This is a genomic window from Sporosarcina sp. Y838 (assembly GCF_056786515.1).
Window position 1 is genome coordinate 212,321 of record NZ_JBXCJD010000005.1, and the last position, 15,383, is coordinate 227,703.

Consider the following 15,383-nt stretch of genomic DNA (forward strand, 5'->3'; position numbering starts at 1 on the left):
TTAGGGAGTGTTGGAGAGATGAAGTTTACTGACCGCTTACTGGAAAAAATAACACCAATTTGGAGACAGAATCACAGCCATCCGTTCGTTCAAGGGATTGGCAATGGTACCCTAGACCCCGATAAATTTAGATTCTACATGGTACAAGATTATTTATATTTGATTGATTATGCAAAAGTTTTTGCAATTGGTGCTGTAAAAGCCGACGACTTGGAAACAATGGGCAAGTTCGCTACGCTACTTGATGGCACACTGAATACAGAAATGGCACTACATCGTAGTTATGCGCTCCGGTTCGGTATTTCTGAACATGAACTAGAAAATGCAAAGCCCTCTCCTATCGTGCTTGCCTATACGCACTACATGTTACATGTCAGCCAAAACGGTACTGTCGCCGAAGTTATGGCTGCACTTCTTCCATGCGCGTGGAGTTACTGGGAAATAGGTAAAGAGCTAAATGCGATTCCAGGTGCAGCTGAACATCCGTTATACGGTGATTGGATACGCATGTATTCGTCCGAAGATTTCGGCGACCTCGCAATCTGGTGTATCGATTTGATGAATAAATCTGCAGAAGGAAAACCTGAACATGAACTATTAAAGCTCGAAGAAATCTTCCTTAATACAACTCGCTATGAATATATGTTTTGGGATATGGCCAATACGAAACAGATGTGGCCCGAGGTTGAAAACTCCAATGTTATCGTTTGACAATGTATCATTCGCTTATCATTCAAGCAACAACATACTGGAAAATCTATCATTTAATGTACTACCCGGTGAATTCATTTCAATAATCGGGGTTAGTGGTTCCGGTAAAAGTACCATCTTCCGACTTGTAACAGGATTAGATGAACCTACTTCTGGCACCATTTCACTCGATGGGGTTCAAAACAACCGCCGCCTTGGTAGCGTCGGTTATATGCCGCAGCAGGATTTGCTTCTGCCTTGGCGCACGATTTTAGAAAATGCATGTCTCCCACTTGAACTAAAAGGGATGAAACAGCAGTCTGCAAGCAATCAGGTATTACCGTTATTAAAGGAGTTCGGTCTTGGCGGTACAGAAAAAAAATATCCGACAGAACTTTCTGGCGGGATGAAACAGCGAGTCGCTTTTTTGCGCGCTGTCCTTTCCGGAAATGCCCTTCTCCTGCTGGATGAACCCTTTTCTGCATTAGATGCGATAACTAAGTTATCAATGCAAGAGTGGCTAATTGATCAATGGAAGATACATCAATCTACTGTGTTATTCATTACACATGACGTTGAAGAAGCGCTATTTTTATCAGACCGTATTTTCCTGTTAAGAAATGAGCCGGTGACTTCATTCGAAGAAATCAGAGTTCCACTTGAAAGGCCTAGAACAAGAAGTGATTTACATCGAACGGATTTGCTTGAGCTAAAGGAACAATTGCTAAATACGCTACGTAGGGAGGTAATGCAATGAAAAACATTACCCCCCTTCTGATCATTGCATTATTCGGTAGCATCTGGGAGCTAGGTGCAAGACTTTACGATAAACCATTCATCTTGCCTTCTCCTATTCAAATTTTAATCCGTTTTTGGGAGCTAAAAGAAATACTGTTGTTAAAGCACTTACCGATGACTTTGCTAACAATTATCATCGGACTAGCCATTTCAATTATTTCAGGAGTTGCAATCGCCGTTTGGATGTCTTCCAGTCCCAGAGTTCGAAAAGCGCTCTATCCGATTTTAATAGCTTCACAAATGATTCCTATTATTGCACTTGCACCTATTTTTGTACTCTGGTTCGGATACACAATTTGGAGTAAAGTCGCAGTTACAGTACTCATCACCTTTTTCCCGATTACTGTAAATACATACGACGGGCTATCTTCTGGAAGTAAAGAAATGCGCGAGCTTTTTTTAACAATGGGCGCAAAAAAACAGGATATTTTCTTGAAATATTCTGTTCCCACTGCCCTACCCCACTTCTTTTCAGGATTGAAGATTGCCGTTACACTGAGTGTGATTGGCGCAGCAATCGGGGAATGGCTCGGGGCGCAGGCTGGTCTTGGATACTTTAGTCGCCGAATGATGACGCAGTTCGATGGTGCAGCTGTATTTGCACCTATTCTTGTACTGACCCTCGTTGGAATTACATTTTTCATGGGAATCACATTCATTGAAAATCGACTGTTAAAATGGAGGACTAAAAATTGAGGAAAATCATATTATCCCTATCATGCATCGCACTTATTTTACTGCTGAGCGCTTGTAATGCAGAAAAAGACAATAAAGTAAGCATCATGCTCGACTGGTATCCAAATGCAGTTCACAGTTTCTTGTATGTCGCACAGGAAAAAGGCTATTTTAAAGAAGAAGGAATTGAAGTTGATATTCAATTTCCTGCAAATCCAACAGATCCCATTAATCTTGCAGCCGCTAGTAAAGTAACTATGGGAATCACCTATCAACCGGATGTCATTATTGCAAAATCCGAGCAGAACATAGATGTTAAATCGGTCGGAGCCCTAGTCCGATCTCCGCTTAATCATGTCGCATTTTTAAAAGAAACCGGGATTAAAACACCTAAAGATTTAGAGGGGAAGACAATTGGTTATACAGGGATTCCACTGAACGAAGCCATTCTCCAAACAGTGATGGAAGCGGACGGAGCCGATTATAATAAAACGAAAATGGTAGATGTAGGATTTGAATTGAATTCATCACTCGTTTCGAAAAGTGCAGAAGCTGTAATTGGTGCATACATCAATCATGAAGTACCCCTGCTCGAATTTGAAGGTTACCCAACTGGGGTGATGGATCCTACAGATTACGGCGTACCCTCGTTTTATGAGCTTGTTGTCGTAACGAGTGATGATACATGGGAGAAAGATCAGAAGAACATTGAAGCATTTTGGCGAGCTTCCGCAAGAGCGTTTGATGATATTGAAAAAGATCCTGAAGCAGCACTATCGATTCTATTGAAAAATCAGGATACAGCCAATTTCCCACTCGTAGAAGAGGTTGAAAAAGAATCTCTGTCAATTCTACTGCCCAAAATGAAAGCTCCTCATACATTTGGGGAACAAGATGAAGAAACATGGAAAGTAACTGCCGAATGGATGAAGGAATATGGATTATTAAAGAAAGATGTAAATCTAGATGGTATTTTTATTAATCTAAAATGACAAAAGCGGCCTGAACTTTCCATTTGAAAGTTCAGGCCGCTTTGTAGTCTATTGGTCATTCAAACCATTAAAAATCATGTCCGTGTTCCATTTCAACATTTTTATATACGTATCCCCATCTTCACCTGGTTTCCCTAAGGAATCTGTAAATATTTTCCCTTTAATTGGCACATTAGTTTCGCGAGATACCATTTCCATGCTTCGGGGATCGACACTCGTTTCTAAAAATAAGCCCCGAGCATTTTCGCTTTTAATTGTAGAAATGATATTTGTCAGCTGTTCAGGAGTTCCTTCATGATGTGAATTGATTTCCCAAATGTAAGCCGCACTAAAATCATACGCATCTGAGAAATACTTGAACGCACCTTCGCTAGTTACGAGTATACGGTGTTCTTTAGGAATTTCATTCATTTTTTGTATAATCTCTTCATGAAGGGCTTGAAGTTCAGCACTATAAGCATCCGCATTAGCATCATACTTAGCCGCATTATCTGGGTCTAATTTCTTCAATGCGTCACGGACATTCTCTGTGTACTTTATGCCATTTCGTACATCGAGCCAAGCATGGGGATCTTCTTCCCCTTTATGGTCCTCCGAATTGAGGAGCATCGGCTTAACTCCTTCACTTACACGATATACTGGCGCATCAACGCCAGACTTCCCGGCCGTTTCCATCAATTTAGTAAACCATGCATTTCCTTCTTCTAAATTTAGCCCATTATAAAAAACAACATCCGCATCTGTCGTCAAAACGACATCTTCCGGAAGTGGATCGTATTGGTGTGGGTCTGATCCAATCGGCGCCAGACTTCGAACATCAACCAAGTCTCCTCCGACATTTTTTACAATATCGTAGATAATTGAATACGTTGCAACAACCTGCAGTTTTTCACCCTTCTCTTTTGGAGCAGACGTACCTTGGCCACATGCCGACAAAAAGACTCCTACAACAATCATCGCAACCAGCATAATATTTTTTTTCATAAAAAAACTTTCCCCCTATTTTGAATTTGCATTTAAGAAACTGCTGATTTTTGTTTATTTGTTCGAATAGCCCGCCACAATAGTCCTTGTTTCGGTGAAAATATAAACGCCGTAAAAAATAATGCAGTTGCGACGAGTACAATCGTTGCGCCAGAAGCGAGATTGTACGTAAAACTCAAATACAAACCGATGACCGCTGAAATCGTTCCACATATTGCTGATAAGAAGATCATTGAAGATAGTCGGTCAGTCAATAAATAAGCTGTAGAAGCAGGTGTAATGAGCATCGCAACTACTAAAATGATGCCCACTGTTTGTAACGATGCAACAGTGACAAGTGTTAGCAAAACCATTAAAAAGTAATGAATCATTTTAGTCGGAAGTCCATATGCCTGAGACATAATCGGGTCAAACGAGCTGACAAGCAATTCTTTATAAAATAAAAACACACTTAACAAAACGAAAATACCAACAACAAGTGTCATCCACATATCAGAAGGTCTAACCGCCAACACATTCCCAAAGAGGATATGATACAAATCCGTGCTGCTCTTTAGAAAAGTGATTAGAATAATCCCAGTAGCAAATGCTGCTGTAAACATGATGCCTATTGCTGAATCATTTTTGATACGGCTATTCTGGTTGATGAAACCGATACCTACAGCCGTTAAAATACCTGTTATTACTGCCCCGATAAAGAAATTGATGCCCAGCATAAAGGAAATTGCGACACCAGGTAATACAGCATGAGATATCGCATCCCCCATGAGGGCCATTCCTCTTAATATAATAAAGCAACCAATAACGCCACTAATGATACCAACCATCACAGATGTAATGAGCGCTTTTTGCAGAAAACCATATTGCATGACAGCTTCAAAGAAATGAATCATTTCGCCATCACCTCATCAAGGAATGATAATTGTCCGCCGTACGCTTTTGAAATCATTTTAGGCGTAAATACCTCTTTGACACTGCCCTTCGCAATTAACTCTTTGTTTAATAACAGCAGTTCATCAAAATACTTTTCCGCTTTATTCAAATCATGGTGAACAACAATGATCGTTTTCCCTTCATCTCGTAACTCTTTTAAAATCTTCACAATCATCTCTTCACTCGTAGCATCAATCCCTACAAATGGTTCATCGAGTAAAAACAAATCCGCCTGCTGAGCAAGTGCTCTGGCCAAGAAAACACGCTGCTGCTGGCCGCCAGATAACTCTCCAATTTGCCGATTCTGAAACTCTTTCATATCTACCTTTTCAAGACATTTCAGAGCCAATTCTCTCTCTTTCCGACCGGGTCTTTTCAATAGTCCAACTGTTGGATACGTACCAATTAGAACCGTATCTTTTACAGTAATAGGGAAATCCCAATCAATTGTACTGCGTTGCGGAACGTATGCAATTCGTTTCCGTACGTCTTTCAACGTGGAGCCAAGGATTGTAATATCACCTTTATCTTTTGAAATCAAATTTAGTAATACTTTAAGCAAAGTGGACTTCCCTGCTCCATTCGGTCCAATGATCCCAACTGATTTCCCCTCGGTTATCGTAAATCCAATATCATGTAACACTTCTTTTCCGAAATACGACACATGCAAATTCGAAACTATTATTGCATCTTTCATATTTACACACCTCCATATATCTATATATATATGCAAAAGTTTCCTTAAGGCAACTTTTATAGTAAATTTTTTTTGCCCTAGGAAAACTTTATGGTTAAAAAAATGAACCTCACTTTTGTTTCCCTAAGGAAACTTATTATCTTCATAATAAGTTATAACAGATTAAATGTAAAGTATTAGTTTAGCAATTATTTACACTGTCAAAAAAAGAGGATACCATTTTCATGGCATCCTCTTTTTTCACGTTTAGTAAAGTCTTATATATCTTCCAATAAAATAATTTCACCAGTTACTGCATCTACCGCTTCTGCCGCATCAAGCAAACCGCATAGAATATACTTACCTGTGATTTCATCATAGACATATGTAGGGTCAAGTGTAATATAGGAAACCATTTTTTCGAAAGCTTCTTCATGTGTCACTACAGCATCTTCTGCAGGTGAAAATGCATCAAACATTTCGGACATCGATCCATTATCAAAATAATTTAGTACCGCCATCGTTTCCGGGTTCATGAATACTACTACTTTCCGATTGAAAGACGTTGAATCTAATTCAATAAATTTACAGTGTGCTTCGATGAGCTTTTCTTGAAGCTGAATTTTGGATAGCGTCCATTTTCCAGTGTCATTAGGATATTCTGTCCGCAAGACATCACGAACGATATGTTTGCTACGTTCAATTTGTTCATCTGACAACGTCAGTTTATCAAATGCACCAACGTTTCTGAATGCATCTTCTACGCTTGCGTCATTAAAAAATGTGATTTCTTCCCGATTGATAGGCTCTTCCAACGGCTTGTCCCATTCAATTATTTCTTCAATTTTCACTTCAGAACGTTCATGTTCCATAAACGGGATTACTCGCTCTCCATCCACCGTTACATATACTTCTTCCATTGCATAGACAGGAATAAACCGTTTCTCCGATTCAGATGGTAATTTTACGAGTTGAAGCTGTTTTTTTACAATGGGTTCAATTTCTTCAAGTGTCAACGTGAATTTTCTTTGCTCAACGAGCTCCTGGGAAGGCGGTGTTCCGTACCAATGATACGAAGTCAGTTTTCCTGCGTTATCAAAATCAATTTCAATCATACAGCTCGGAGAAATATAGATTCCGTCGATATCTGATTTAAATTGAAAACCATTTGCACTCGCTCGCGTTAATTTGAAATCTCGTTTGTAAAGCAGTCCAGTTTCTTTTTCAAGCCACACGGTTACTTCCTCCACGCTTTGATTGGGAAAGTGAGTTTTTGTGGAAAATGATTTACCTTGCACGAATAACACAGAACTAAAGCATTGCTTTTGAATAGCATATTCAACAATCGCTGTACCCTCAGGATTATAATCTTCTTCGATTGGCTCATTTAACGCTTTAGGAAACCACTCCATATTGAACAAATAATATGCATTCCCCGAAGTGTCCCTTTCTTTACGGATCGAATGTCTTTCCAACTTGTACGCATCTAGACCAAAAATTTCTTGCGCTTCATCGACAATCTTTTGTAATCTCTTGTCCATGTCTCCACCCTTTTCCTATGTATGTAGTCAAAAAGAAGAGCTGATTGCACATGGCAGTCAGCTCTGTAGTTGCTTAGATAATAATAAAATCATGTATATTGGATAAGTGTTAACATGGTGATTTCACGCATAGGCGCTTCCGCTTTTGTTTATTCGAAAAATACTTTATCAACGTTGTATTTCGCGCGTTGTGTATTAATGATATACGTTTCATAAATTTCACGGTCCATCGGTTCTTCGACAACGATAATTGAAATCTTATTCACTTCATTGCGGTGGTCTTTAATTGGTGAGACAGCATCTTCAAAGTGCTTTTTCACGCGCTGACGAAGTTTGCGGGCTTTTCCTGCAAATAACAATTCATCTTTGTTGTTATAAAACAAGATGATTCCGCCTTTATCACGCGGTATTTCATGTAAATCAATAAATCCATAAACTGGTTTGATTGGCGCAGCATCCGGACCCATTTCTTGTTTGCGTTGTACAATCGTTACATCAGGATTTGGTATTGTAATTGTGATCAATTAAACGTCACGTCCTCTTCTTTTATGAACTTAAATTCTACCATAAAACTGCTTAGAAAGCGAAGAATGGCTAAGTAGTCACTGATTTAGGAACTGTGTTATTTTATTTACTAGCTCCTCTGTTAAGTCACTTTCCCGCAAATTTGAAATCATACCGAAAATGACGGGTTTTCGAATATTGTTATTTAAAAGTTCTGCTCCAATTACATCTAAACTTATATAAATCCCGTCATCCTTATCTTCAATTTTCTCTTTAATCATGTCAATATCTTTAACTATTTCCTCAAGCTTAATCGAACACACAACTCCGCCAGTACTTATTAACTGTTCTTTCTTTAACAAAGGTTGTGTTAACCCATTAACAATGGAATCCGACCGTTCAACGATGTAGTTTGCCAATTCTGGATAATTCAGCATTTTTAAATTGAACACAACAATTTCCGCATAACCATGGATAATACCATTCAACATGACAACGAGATCAGGCAAATGCACACGAATATCTTCACCATACACTCCTAATAGAAGTGTTTCTAACATCTCATATGCTTTTCCACGTAATTTATTCATGAGGCGAAGCATTTCTTCATTAATAGGACTGGTTTTTTCCTTCATCTGCATTAGAATAAAATCCGAATAACGGGCTATTTCTTCAAATTGAATAATGAAAAATTGTTCATAACGACCTCTTGGTGTGATTTCCATTTGATAGATACCACTCATTCGGTCAAGTAACTTTGTACTAAAGTATTCAAATATCGAAAAAAAAAGACTCTCTTTAGATTTAAATGAGAGATAAAAAGAACCTTTTGAAATTCCACATGCATCTGTAATCTCTTGAACCGACGTTGCCTCAAAACCATGTTTCGCAAAAAGCTCCGATGCTTTTTCGATAATCAATAACTTTTTATCTGACAAATTAAAACCCCCACGTCTAATATTGTTTAACTTGACTCATGACTGACCGGTCAGTTATTATGAAAAGGCATAGTTTTACTAATTATATCCAATGATAAACCATAATGACTAGTAGGTCAAAGCAAAAATTTCAATGGAGGTACATATGAATTCAATTATTAATTTTGTAATGAAGAACAAATTAGCTGTATGGCTTGTCACACTTATTATAACTGCTGCCGGTATTTATTCCGGTTCGAAAATGAATTTGGAAACAATACCAGATATTACAATTCCTATCGTTAGTGTAACAACGGTTTACCCAGGTGCCACACCTGACCAAGTGGTGAATGAACTATCAGAACCACTTGAAAAAGCATTAAATAGCTTAAACGGAGTTACATCGGTTAGCTCCACATCATACCAAAATGCTTCCTCTCTACAAATTGAATATTCGTTTGGGACTGACATGAAGCAAGCGGAAGATGACGTAAACGAAGCTCTTTCTAAAATCACATTGCCGGAAAACGCGATGGATCCAACTGTAGGAAGAATCAGCATCAATGCATTTCCGATTCTAGCCCTTAGTGTTTCTGACAGCAATGTTGACCTAGAAGCGTTAACTGTAAAAGTTCAAGATTCTTTGGTACCTGACCTCGAAGGAATTAGCGGCGTTTCAAGTGTTGCAGTTTCCGGGCAACAAATTGAAGAAGTCATTCTGACATTCGATCAAGAAAAACTAGCCGCAAACAACTTGGATGAAGATACTGTGAAACAAATTGTAAAAGGCTCTGATGTGACGATGCCGCTTGGTTTGTTCCAATTTGATGGAGAAGAGCAATCGGTAGTCATTGATGGTAATATCGCGACTGTTGAAGATTTGGAGAACATACTGATTCCAGTAATGCCAGCTAGTACTCCAAGCGCTGCAATACAACCCGAAGCATCACCTACACCCTCTGTCGGCACGAATCCTACAACTGCACAACTGCCTTCAATTAAACTGGGTGAGATCGCAACGATTGAACATATCGGAAAAGCCGAATCCATTTCAAGAATGAATGGTAAAGAAGCGATCGCTGTTCAAGTTGTAAAATCTCAAAATGCCAATACATTAGTGGTGGTCGAAGAAGTAAAAGACCTCATGAAAGATTTTGAAAAAGAGAACGATGGCGTCAAAATTTCAACAACACTTGATCAAGGTGAACCCATTCAACAATCCGTTGATACAATGATTAGTAAAGCATTGTTCGGTGCAATCTTTGCGGTAATTATTATTATGTTGTTCCTACGTAACTTTAAATCGACACTAATTTCAATTGTGTCTATTCCAATGTCTCTTCTAATTGCAATCATATTCTTGAATCAGATGGGTATTACATTGAATATGATGACACTTGGTGCAATGACTGTTGCAATTGCGCGTGTTATCGATGACTCCATTGTAGTTGTAGAAAATATATTTAGACGTATGTCTCTTCCAACAGAAAAGTTAAAAGGTAAAGAACTTGTACGAGAAGCGACAAAAGAAATGTTTAAACCAATCATGTCGTCCACACTCGTTACGATTGCAGTCTTCTTGCCAATCGCTTTAGTTAACGGCATGATTGGCGAATTGTTCATGCCTTTCGCTTTGACTATCGTATTTGCACTGCTTGCTTCATTAATTGTAGCGATTACAATCGTGCCAATGCTTGCACATTCATTATTCAAAAAACAGCTTTACTCGACTACGAGTAGCCACAAAGAAAAACCGAGTAAAATGGCCGCTTCTTATAGAAAGATATTAAATTGGACATTAAATCATAAACTGATTACTTCTCTCGTTTCAATCGCACTTTTGGTTGGTAGCTTATTCCTTGCTCCTGTTATCGGTGTGAGTTTCCTTCCAGATGAAGAACAGAAAACAATGTATATTACGTTTACCCCAGAACCTGGCGAAACGCTTGAAACTGTAAACAATTATGTTGAATCAGCGGAAGAGTATCTATTGGATTTGAAAGATGTTAACGTCGTTCAAGCTTCCGTCGGCGGAGAAAATCCGATGGCGCCTGGCGCTTCAAACGGGGCTCTCCTGTTTGTGACGTTCGATAATGATACGGCTGATTTTACGAAGGTGAAAGAAACAACAATCTTAGAACTCCAAAAACGCGCAACTAAAGGTGAATGGAAATCACAGGACTTTTCAACAAGCGGTTCCAGTAATGCAGTGAGTTATTACGTTTACGGAAATAACTTAAAAGAAATTGAACCTGTTGTTGAAGACATCGAAAAGATTATGAATGATAACAATGACTTAAAGAATGTCAAAACAAGTTTAACTAGAAAATATAAAGAATATACACTCGTTGCCAATCAAGAAAAGTTAACACAGTATGGTTTAACTGCTGCACAAGTCGGAATGGTCCTCTATCCGAACAACCAGCAAGAAGTGTTGACTAAAATTGAAGATGGTAATAATACAATCGAAGTATTAATCAATGAAGATAAGAAAGAACATAAAACAATCACTGAATTACTTGAAGAAAAAGTACAGTCACCACTTGGTATGGAAATCGCCATTTCTGAATTAGTTGACTTACAAGAAGGCACAACTTCCGATACAATTTCTCGTAAAGATGGTAAATTATTCGCGAGTGTTTCAGCGGAAATAACAACAAAAGATGTTGCAAAAGCGTCTACAGCTATCCAGGAAAAAGTAGACAATCTCGATATCCCTTCAAATATAGAAGTTAATACGGCAGGCGTAACAGAAGATATCGCAGAGGCGTTTACTCAGCTTGGGCTTGCAATGCTTGCTGCCATTGCTATCGTGTACTTGATCCTGGTCGTAACTTTTGGCGGCGGACTTGCACCATTAGCAATCTTATTCTCTCTTCCCTTCACAGTAATTGGAGCGTTGGTTGGTTTATGGATTGCTGGTGAAACAATCAGTGTTTCGGCAATGATTGGGATGCTAATGCTAATCGGTATTGTCGTAACAAATGCGATTGTTTTAATTGACCGCGTCATAAATAAAGAAAATGAAGGAATGGCAACTAGAGACGCCATTTTGGAAGCGGGCACTACAAGACTGCGTCCAATTCTAATGACAGCACTCGCTACAATAGGTGCATTGATTCCTCTAGCTATCGGTGGAGAAGGTAGCGGACTCATTTCCAAAGGACTTGGTGTTACTGTTATCGGTGGCCTAACAAGCTCGACATTGCTTACACTAATTTTTGTTCCAATTGTTTATGAGTTTTTAGGGAAGTTCCGCAAGAAAAACAAGAAAATAGTATAACTTAGAAAAAACCAGTCCATCCAGTGAGACCACTGAAAAAGTTCTTTATTATAATAAGAACTAGTTGATTTTAGTGGAGAGCGGCGACTCCAGCGGGAACAGCGCGAGCGGAAGACCCCGCAGGAACGCAGTGACGAGGAGGCTGAAGCCGTGCCCGCGGAAAGCGTCCGCTCGGAACGAAAATCAACGGAATTGAAGGATATCGGACTTTTTCAGTGCCCTCCATCCAGTGACTGGTTTTTTCTTGGTATCTCATTAACCTCGAATCATTTGACTTTTCATTCGAAACCATGTAAATTATTCATTAATATGAATAGGCGATGAAGAGAAAAGTAAAGTGTGTACATTTCTGACAGAAAGCTTCGGCAGATGAAAAGAAGCAGAAAGGTTCCACTAGAAAAATGGTCTCTGAGCTCTTCATTGAACGTGCAATTTAGCATTAGTAGATGTTTGCGGGTTTTGGTACCCGTTACCAAAACCACAGTTTAGAATCCGTTATGATTGGATTCTGCACTTGTTGAGGCTACGCATGTGAATGAGTAGCGAAAAAAGGTGGTTACACGAGTTTATATCTCGTCCTTTTCAATCGATTGGCGATTGATTTGGGCGGGATTTTTTTGTTTAGAAGTACATATTATATAAAAATGAGGAGTGGTTTAATAATGACAAAAGGTTTATTAGTTTTTCAATCGGATTTCGGAAAAAGTGATGGTGCAGTTAGTGCAATGCATGGAGTAGCAAACTCAGTTCAACGTGGAATTCCGATTTTTGAGATTACACATCTAATTCCTCAATATAATATTTGGGAAGCGTCCTATCGTTTATTGCAATCGATTGGTTATTGGCCGAGCGAAACCGTATTCGTATCCATCGTAGATCCTGGTGTAGGTTCTGATCGGCGTGCTGTAGTTGCAAAAACAGTAAATGACCAATACATCATTACACCGGATAACGGAACATTAACGCACGTTTCGCAATTCATCAACATTACTGAAGTCCGGGTAATCGATGAAACAAAAAACCGGCTCCCTAACTCTGGCGAATCCCATACGTTCCATGGCCGTGATATTTTTGCTTACACGGGTGCCCGGCTTGCTGCTGGGGTAATCCAATTTGAAGATATTGGTCCTTCAGCTGATCCTTCAACGATTATTACACTACCTTTAAAAATGTCGACAATTACGAATGAAACAATTACAGGGATAGTCGATATTATCGATCGCCCATTCGGCAATCTGTGGACGAATATTAGCAGGTTACAATTCGGGGAAATTGTGGAGCAGTACGGTGATTCAATTGAAGTTTCTATAACAACAGATGGCCGAACCATATATAACAATATAATGACCTTCGGAAGGTCATTTGCAGATTTGCATATCGGTGAGCCCCTCGTCTATGTAAATTCACTCGACAATATCGGTATCGCCATCAATCAAGGTTCTTTTGCGGACGCATACCGTGTTGGCACAGGAACAAACTGGGAGGTTGTTATTCGTAAAACAACGCGAATTGGGTATGATTAACTTTTTATTATTCCAAGAAAACCATTATACCAATCAAAAAATGCTAACGCGGAATTCATTCCCACGTTAGCATTTTCCTTTATAAGAATCGATTGTCTATTTCTTCATCGTGTAATTTATCACCAAATAATTTTTCCAATCTCACTTTTGCTTTTAATTTCATATCAGCGTCAATATGAGAGATAACCTTATATACAGCAGTTGCAATGACACTCGCATCATCAACCAATCCGACTGCAGGTATAAAATCTGGAATGAGATCGATTGGGAATATCAAATAACTAAGCGCCCCTACAATTATCAATTTCGTTGATTTTGGTACCGCTGGACTTTTCGCCGCATAATAGAGGAGCAAACTGTAATAAACGGTTGTCTTCCCTGCTTGCTTCCCGTGCTTCTTCACTTTGTTCCAAAAGTTTTCATCAGAGTAATGGTTTTCTGCCACATGGTTAGATAGTTCCGGATTGAAATTCTTCATAGTATCTTCATAATCTTTTTGTTTTTTATGCATACCTAAACCTCCACCTTAAATGTCCGTTCCCTTAATTGTACACGGAACAGCGTGGAGTGTCATTCGACAGGATAAGCGAGTTGCCTATAAAATACCATTTCAATACATAACCAATTGCTTATATGGTTATGAATGAAGTTTGATTAAGCCCTAATTTTACGTAAGGGGAAGTTTATGAATCACAATTCAACTTGAATAGTATTTAAAAACGCTTGCCAAAAGTTTCGGGAGATAGATTTTGAGTAATACGTTTGAAGTCCAAACAGCAGAAATTGAAGCTCAAGGTTAAAATCTGAAAACTGTAGATGCAATGCGCGAGATTGGAATTGATATTAGCGAATAATCTTCTCAGCTAATTGATGAAAATGTTCTAGTTATGGCTTAGTTACGTCATCACACTATGTGTAAATCCTAACGACAACTGTCCGATAACTCCTCCTTACATCTCTCACTTGCACTGGGGCTTCAATGATCCTGCTCGTGCGACAGGATCTGAAGAAGAGAAATGGATGGTTTTTCAAAAAGTACGGGATGAAATTAAAGACCGAATTCAGAAATTTGCTGTGTCCTACAAAAGAGTGTGTGTGTGAAATTCTAATAACATTAGGATTTCATTCTCTGTTTTTTGACTTTCCTAATCCATCCTTACATATGATGAACTACCTCATATAAAGGAAAGGATTGCTGCTATGGATTTTCCTGTATCAATTGCAACAAAAAAATTGCCCCACGCTATACCAAACGTCAAAGTCTATTATCCAGTTGTTACTCAATTGCCCAACTCAAATGTTCAAAGCAAAATTAATCACGCTATTATATCTGCACTGAATAAAATACTAGTAGAGCAAAGTTTTTACGATAAAGACCTTGTGGAATTGATAGCCTATTACGAGTTAAAAAACAATCAGCGCGGTATCCTCAGTTTGAATTTAATCGTTTATTCATTTACAGGCGGTGCGCATGGGATGACTATCATTAAGTCACTCACATTTGATACAAAAACAGGTAAAGCGTATTCGTTGAAAGAATTATTCAAAACGGACAGTGATTATGTGAAAAAATTGTCAGGTATTATTGAAGAAAGAATTAAAGATTGGGATATCGACCTTCTAGATCCTCCTTTCAAAGGTATTCGCGGCGACCAAGACTTTTATATTGCAGATACATCTCTTGTCATCTATTTTCAGCTTTATGAAATTACGCCATATTATTGGGGCTTCCCATACTTCCCGATTCCCATTAAAGATCTGGCAGATATTATACAGCCAGATGGCCCACTAGACCGGATGATGGCATTCACTTAATTTCTCCGCAATAAATAGCCTAATACTAAGACTACTAAAAAGTATTAGGCTT

14 protein-coding genes are annotated in these 15,383 nt (G+C 38.7%); 7 read left to right on the plus strand and 7 right to left on the minus strand.

Annotation, left to right across the window (positions count from 1 at the left end):
• Window positions 1–18: 18 nt before the first annotated feature.
• Genes tenA through AC1TO4_RS09315 form a run of 4 tightly spaced genes read left to right on the plus strand, consistent with a single transcriptional unit; the run spans window position 19 to window position 3,155 of the window.
• Complete coding sequence (gene tenA, locus AC1TO4_RS09300; RefSeq protein ID WP_482105082.1) at window positions 19–711, plus strand: thiaminase II; 693 nt, start codon at window positions 19–21, stop codon at window positions 709–711.
• Complete coding sequence (locus tag AC1TO4_RS09305) at window positions 698–1,447, plus strand: ABC transporter ATP-binding protein (protein ID WP_482105083.1); 750 nt, start codon at window positions 698–700, stop codon at window positions 1,445–1,447. The genes tenA and AC1TO4_RS09305 overlap by 14 nt, the downstream gene beginning before the upstream one ends.
• Window positions 1,444–2,184, plus strand: coding sequence for an ABC transporter permease (locus tag AC1TO4_RS09310; RefSeq protein ID WP_482105084.1), 741 nt, complete (start codon window positions 1,444–1,446; stop codon window positions 2,182–2,184). The genes AC1TO4_RS09305 and AC1TO4_RS09310 overlap by 4 nt, the downstream gene beginning before the upstream one ends.
• Window positions 2,181–3,155 (plus strand): ABC transporter substrate-binding protein, encoded by a 975-nt coding sequence (locus tag AC1TO4_RS09315; protein ID WP_482105085.1) that lies wholly within the window; start codon window positions 2,181–2,183, stop codon window positions 3,153–3,155. The genes AC1TO4_RS09310 and AC1TO4_RS09315 overlap by 4 nt, the downstream gene beginning before the upstream one ends.
• 48 nt (window positions 3,156–3,203) lie before the next feature.
• On the opposite strand, the gene AC1TO4_RS09320 is transcribed toward AC1TO4_RS09315, so the two are convergent.
• The 6 genes from AC1TO4_RS09320 to AC1TO4_RS09345 all read right to left on the minus strand — a co-directional run bounded on the left by AC1TO4_RS09320 (window position 3,204) and on the right by AC1TO4_RS09345 (window position 8,731).
• Window positions 3,204–4,139, minus strand: coding sequence for a metal ABC transporter substrate-binding protein (locus tag AC1TO4_RS09320; RefSeq protein ID WP_482105086.1), 936 nt, complete (start codon window positions 4,137–4,139; stop codon window positions 3,204–3,206).
• Window positions 4,140–4,171: 32 nt separating this feature from the next.
• Window positions 4,172–5,032 carry a metal ABC transporter permease gene (locus AC1TO4_RS09325; RefSeq protein ID WP_482105087.1) on the minus strand — a complete coding sequence of 287 codons (861 nt, stop codon included), beginning with the start codon at window positions 5,030–5,032 and terminating at the stop codon, window positions 4,172–4,174.
• Window positions 5,029–5,769, minus strand: a complete 741-nt coding sequence (locus AC1TO4_RS09330) for a metal ABC transporter ATP-binding protein (RefSeq protein WP_482105088.1) — start codon at window positions 5,767–5,769, stop codon at window positions 5,029–5,031. Before AC1TO4_RS09330 ends, AC1TO4_RS09325 begins: the two co-directional genes overlap by 4 nt.
• A gap of 257 nt (window positions 5,770–6,026) precedes the next feature.
• Window positions 6,027–7,289 carry a hypothetical protein gene (locus AC1TO4_RS09335; RefSeq protein ID WP_482105089.1) on the minus strand — a complete coding sequence of 421 codons (1,263 nt, stop codon included), beginning with the start codon at window positions 7,287–7,289 and terminating at the stop codon, window positions 6,027–6,029.
• A 149-nt stretch (window positions 7,290–7,438) separates the two neighbouring features.
• Complete coding sequence (locus tag AC1TO4_RS09340) at window positions 7,439–7,813, minus strand: nucleotide excision repair endonuclease (protein WP_482099867.1); 375 nt, start codon at window positions 7,811–7,813, stop codon at window positions 7,439–7,441.
• A 78-nt stretch (window positions 7,814–7,891) separates the two neighbouring features.
• Complete coding sequence (locus tag AC1TO4_RS09345) at window positions 7,892–8,731, minus strand: TetR/AcrR family transcriptional regulator (protein ID WP_482105090.1); 840 nt, start codon at window positions 8,729–8,731, stop codon at window positions 7,892–7,894.
• Between the two features lie 145 nt (window positions 8,732–8,876).
• Between AC1TO4_RS09345 and AC1TO4_RS09350 the strand changes: the two genes are divergently transcribed.
• Window positions 8,877–11,993: an efflux RND transporter permease subunit gene (locus AC1TO4_RS09350; RefSeq protein ID WP_482105091.1), complete on the plus strand. Its 3,117-nt coding sequence runs from the start codon at window positions 8,877–8,879 to the stop codon at window positions 11,991–11,993.
• Between the two features lie 662 nt (window positions 11,994–12,655).
• Entirely contained in the window at window positions 12,656–13,516 is an 861-nt protein-coding gene (locus tag AC1TO4_RS09355; RefSeq protein ID WP_482105092.1) for an SAM hydrolase/SAM-dependent halogenase family protein, read from the plus strand.
• A gap of 79 nt (window positions 13,517–13,595) precedes the next feature.
• Here AC1TO4_RS09355 and AC1TO4_RS09360 read toward each other — a convergent pair whose 3' ends face one another.
• Complete coding sequence (locus tag AC1TO4_RS09360) at window positions 13,596–14,027, minus strand: YkvA family protein (RefSeq protein ID WP_482099871.1); 432 nt, start codon at window positions 14,025–14,027, stop codon at window positions 13,596–13,598.
• Between the two features lie 689 nt (window positions 14,028–14,716).
• On the opposite strand from AC1TO4_RS09360, the gene AC1TO4_RS09365 reads away from it, so the two are divergent.
• A complete protein-coding gene (locus tag AC1TO4_RS09365) occupies window positions 14,717–15,331 on the plus strand; it encodes a DUF3298 and DUF4163 domain-containing protein (RefSeq protein ID WP_482105093.1) in 615 nt (204 codons plus the stop codon).
• Window positions 15,332–15,383 lie beyond the last annotated feature (52 nt).

Excerpts from the sequence above, each read along its gene's own strand:
- AC1TO4_RS09360 (WP_482099871.1), bottom strand. The coding sequence starts at position 14,027 with ATGCATAAAAAACAAAAAGATTATGAAGATACTATGAAGAATTTCAAT.
- AC1TO4_RS09325 (WP_482105087.1), bottom strand. The coding sequence starts at position 5,032 with ATGATTCATTTCTTTGAAGCTGTCATGCAATATGGTTTTCTGCAAAAA.
- AC1TO4_RS09355 (WP_482105092.1), top strand. The coding sequence starts at position 12,656 with ATGACAAAAGGTTTATTAGTTTTTCAATCGGATTTCGGAAAAAGTGAT.
- AC1TO4_RS09350 (WP_482105091.1), top strand. The coding sequence starts at position 8,877 with ATGAATTCAATTATTAATTTTGTAATGAAGAACAAATTAGCTGTATGG.
- AC1TO4_RS09365 (WP_482105093.1), top strand. The coding sequence starts at position 14,717 with ATGGATTTTCCTGTATCAATTGCAACAAAAAAATTGCCCCACGCTATA.
- AC1TO4_RS09330 (WP_482105088.1), bottom strand. The coding sequence starts at position 5,769 with ATGAAAGATGCAATAATAGTTTCGAATTTGCATGTGTCGTATTTCGGA.
- AC1TO4_RS09310 (WP_482105084.1), top strand. The coding sequence starts at position 1,444 with ATGAAAAACATTACCCCCCTTCTGATCATTGCATTATTCGGTAGCATC.
- tenA (WP_482105082.1), top strand. The coding sequence starts at position 19 with ATGAAGTTTACTGACCGCTTACTGGAAAAAATAACACCAATTTGGAGA.
- AC1TO4_RS09320 (WP_482105086.1), bottom strand. The coding sequence starts at position 4,139 with ATGAAAAAAAATATTATGCTGGTTGCGATGATTGTTGTAGGAGTCTTT.
- AC1TO4_RS09305 (WP_482105083.1), top strand. The coding sequence starts at position 698 with ATGTTATCGTTTGACAATGTATCATTCGCTTATCATTCAAGCAACAAC.
- AC1TO4_RS09335 (WP_482105089.1), bottom strand. The coding sequence starts at position 7,289 with ATGGACAAGAGATTACAAAAGATTGTCGATGAAGCGCAAGAAATTTTT.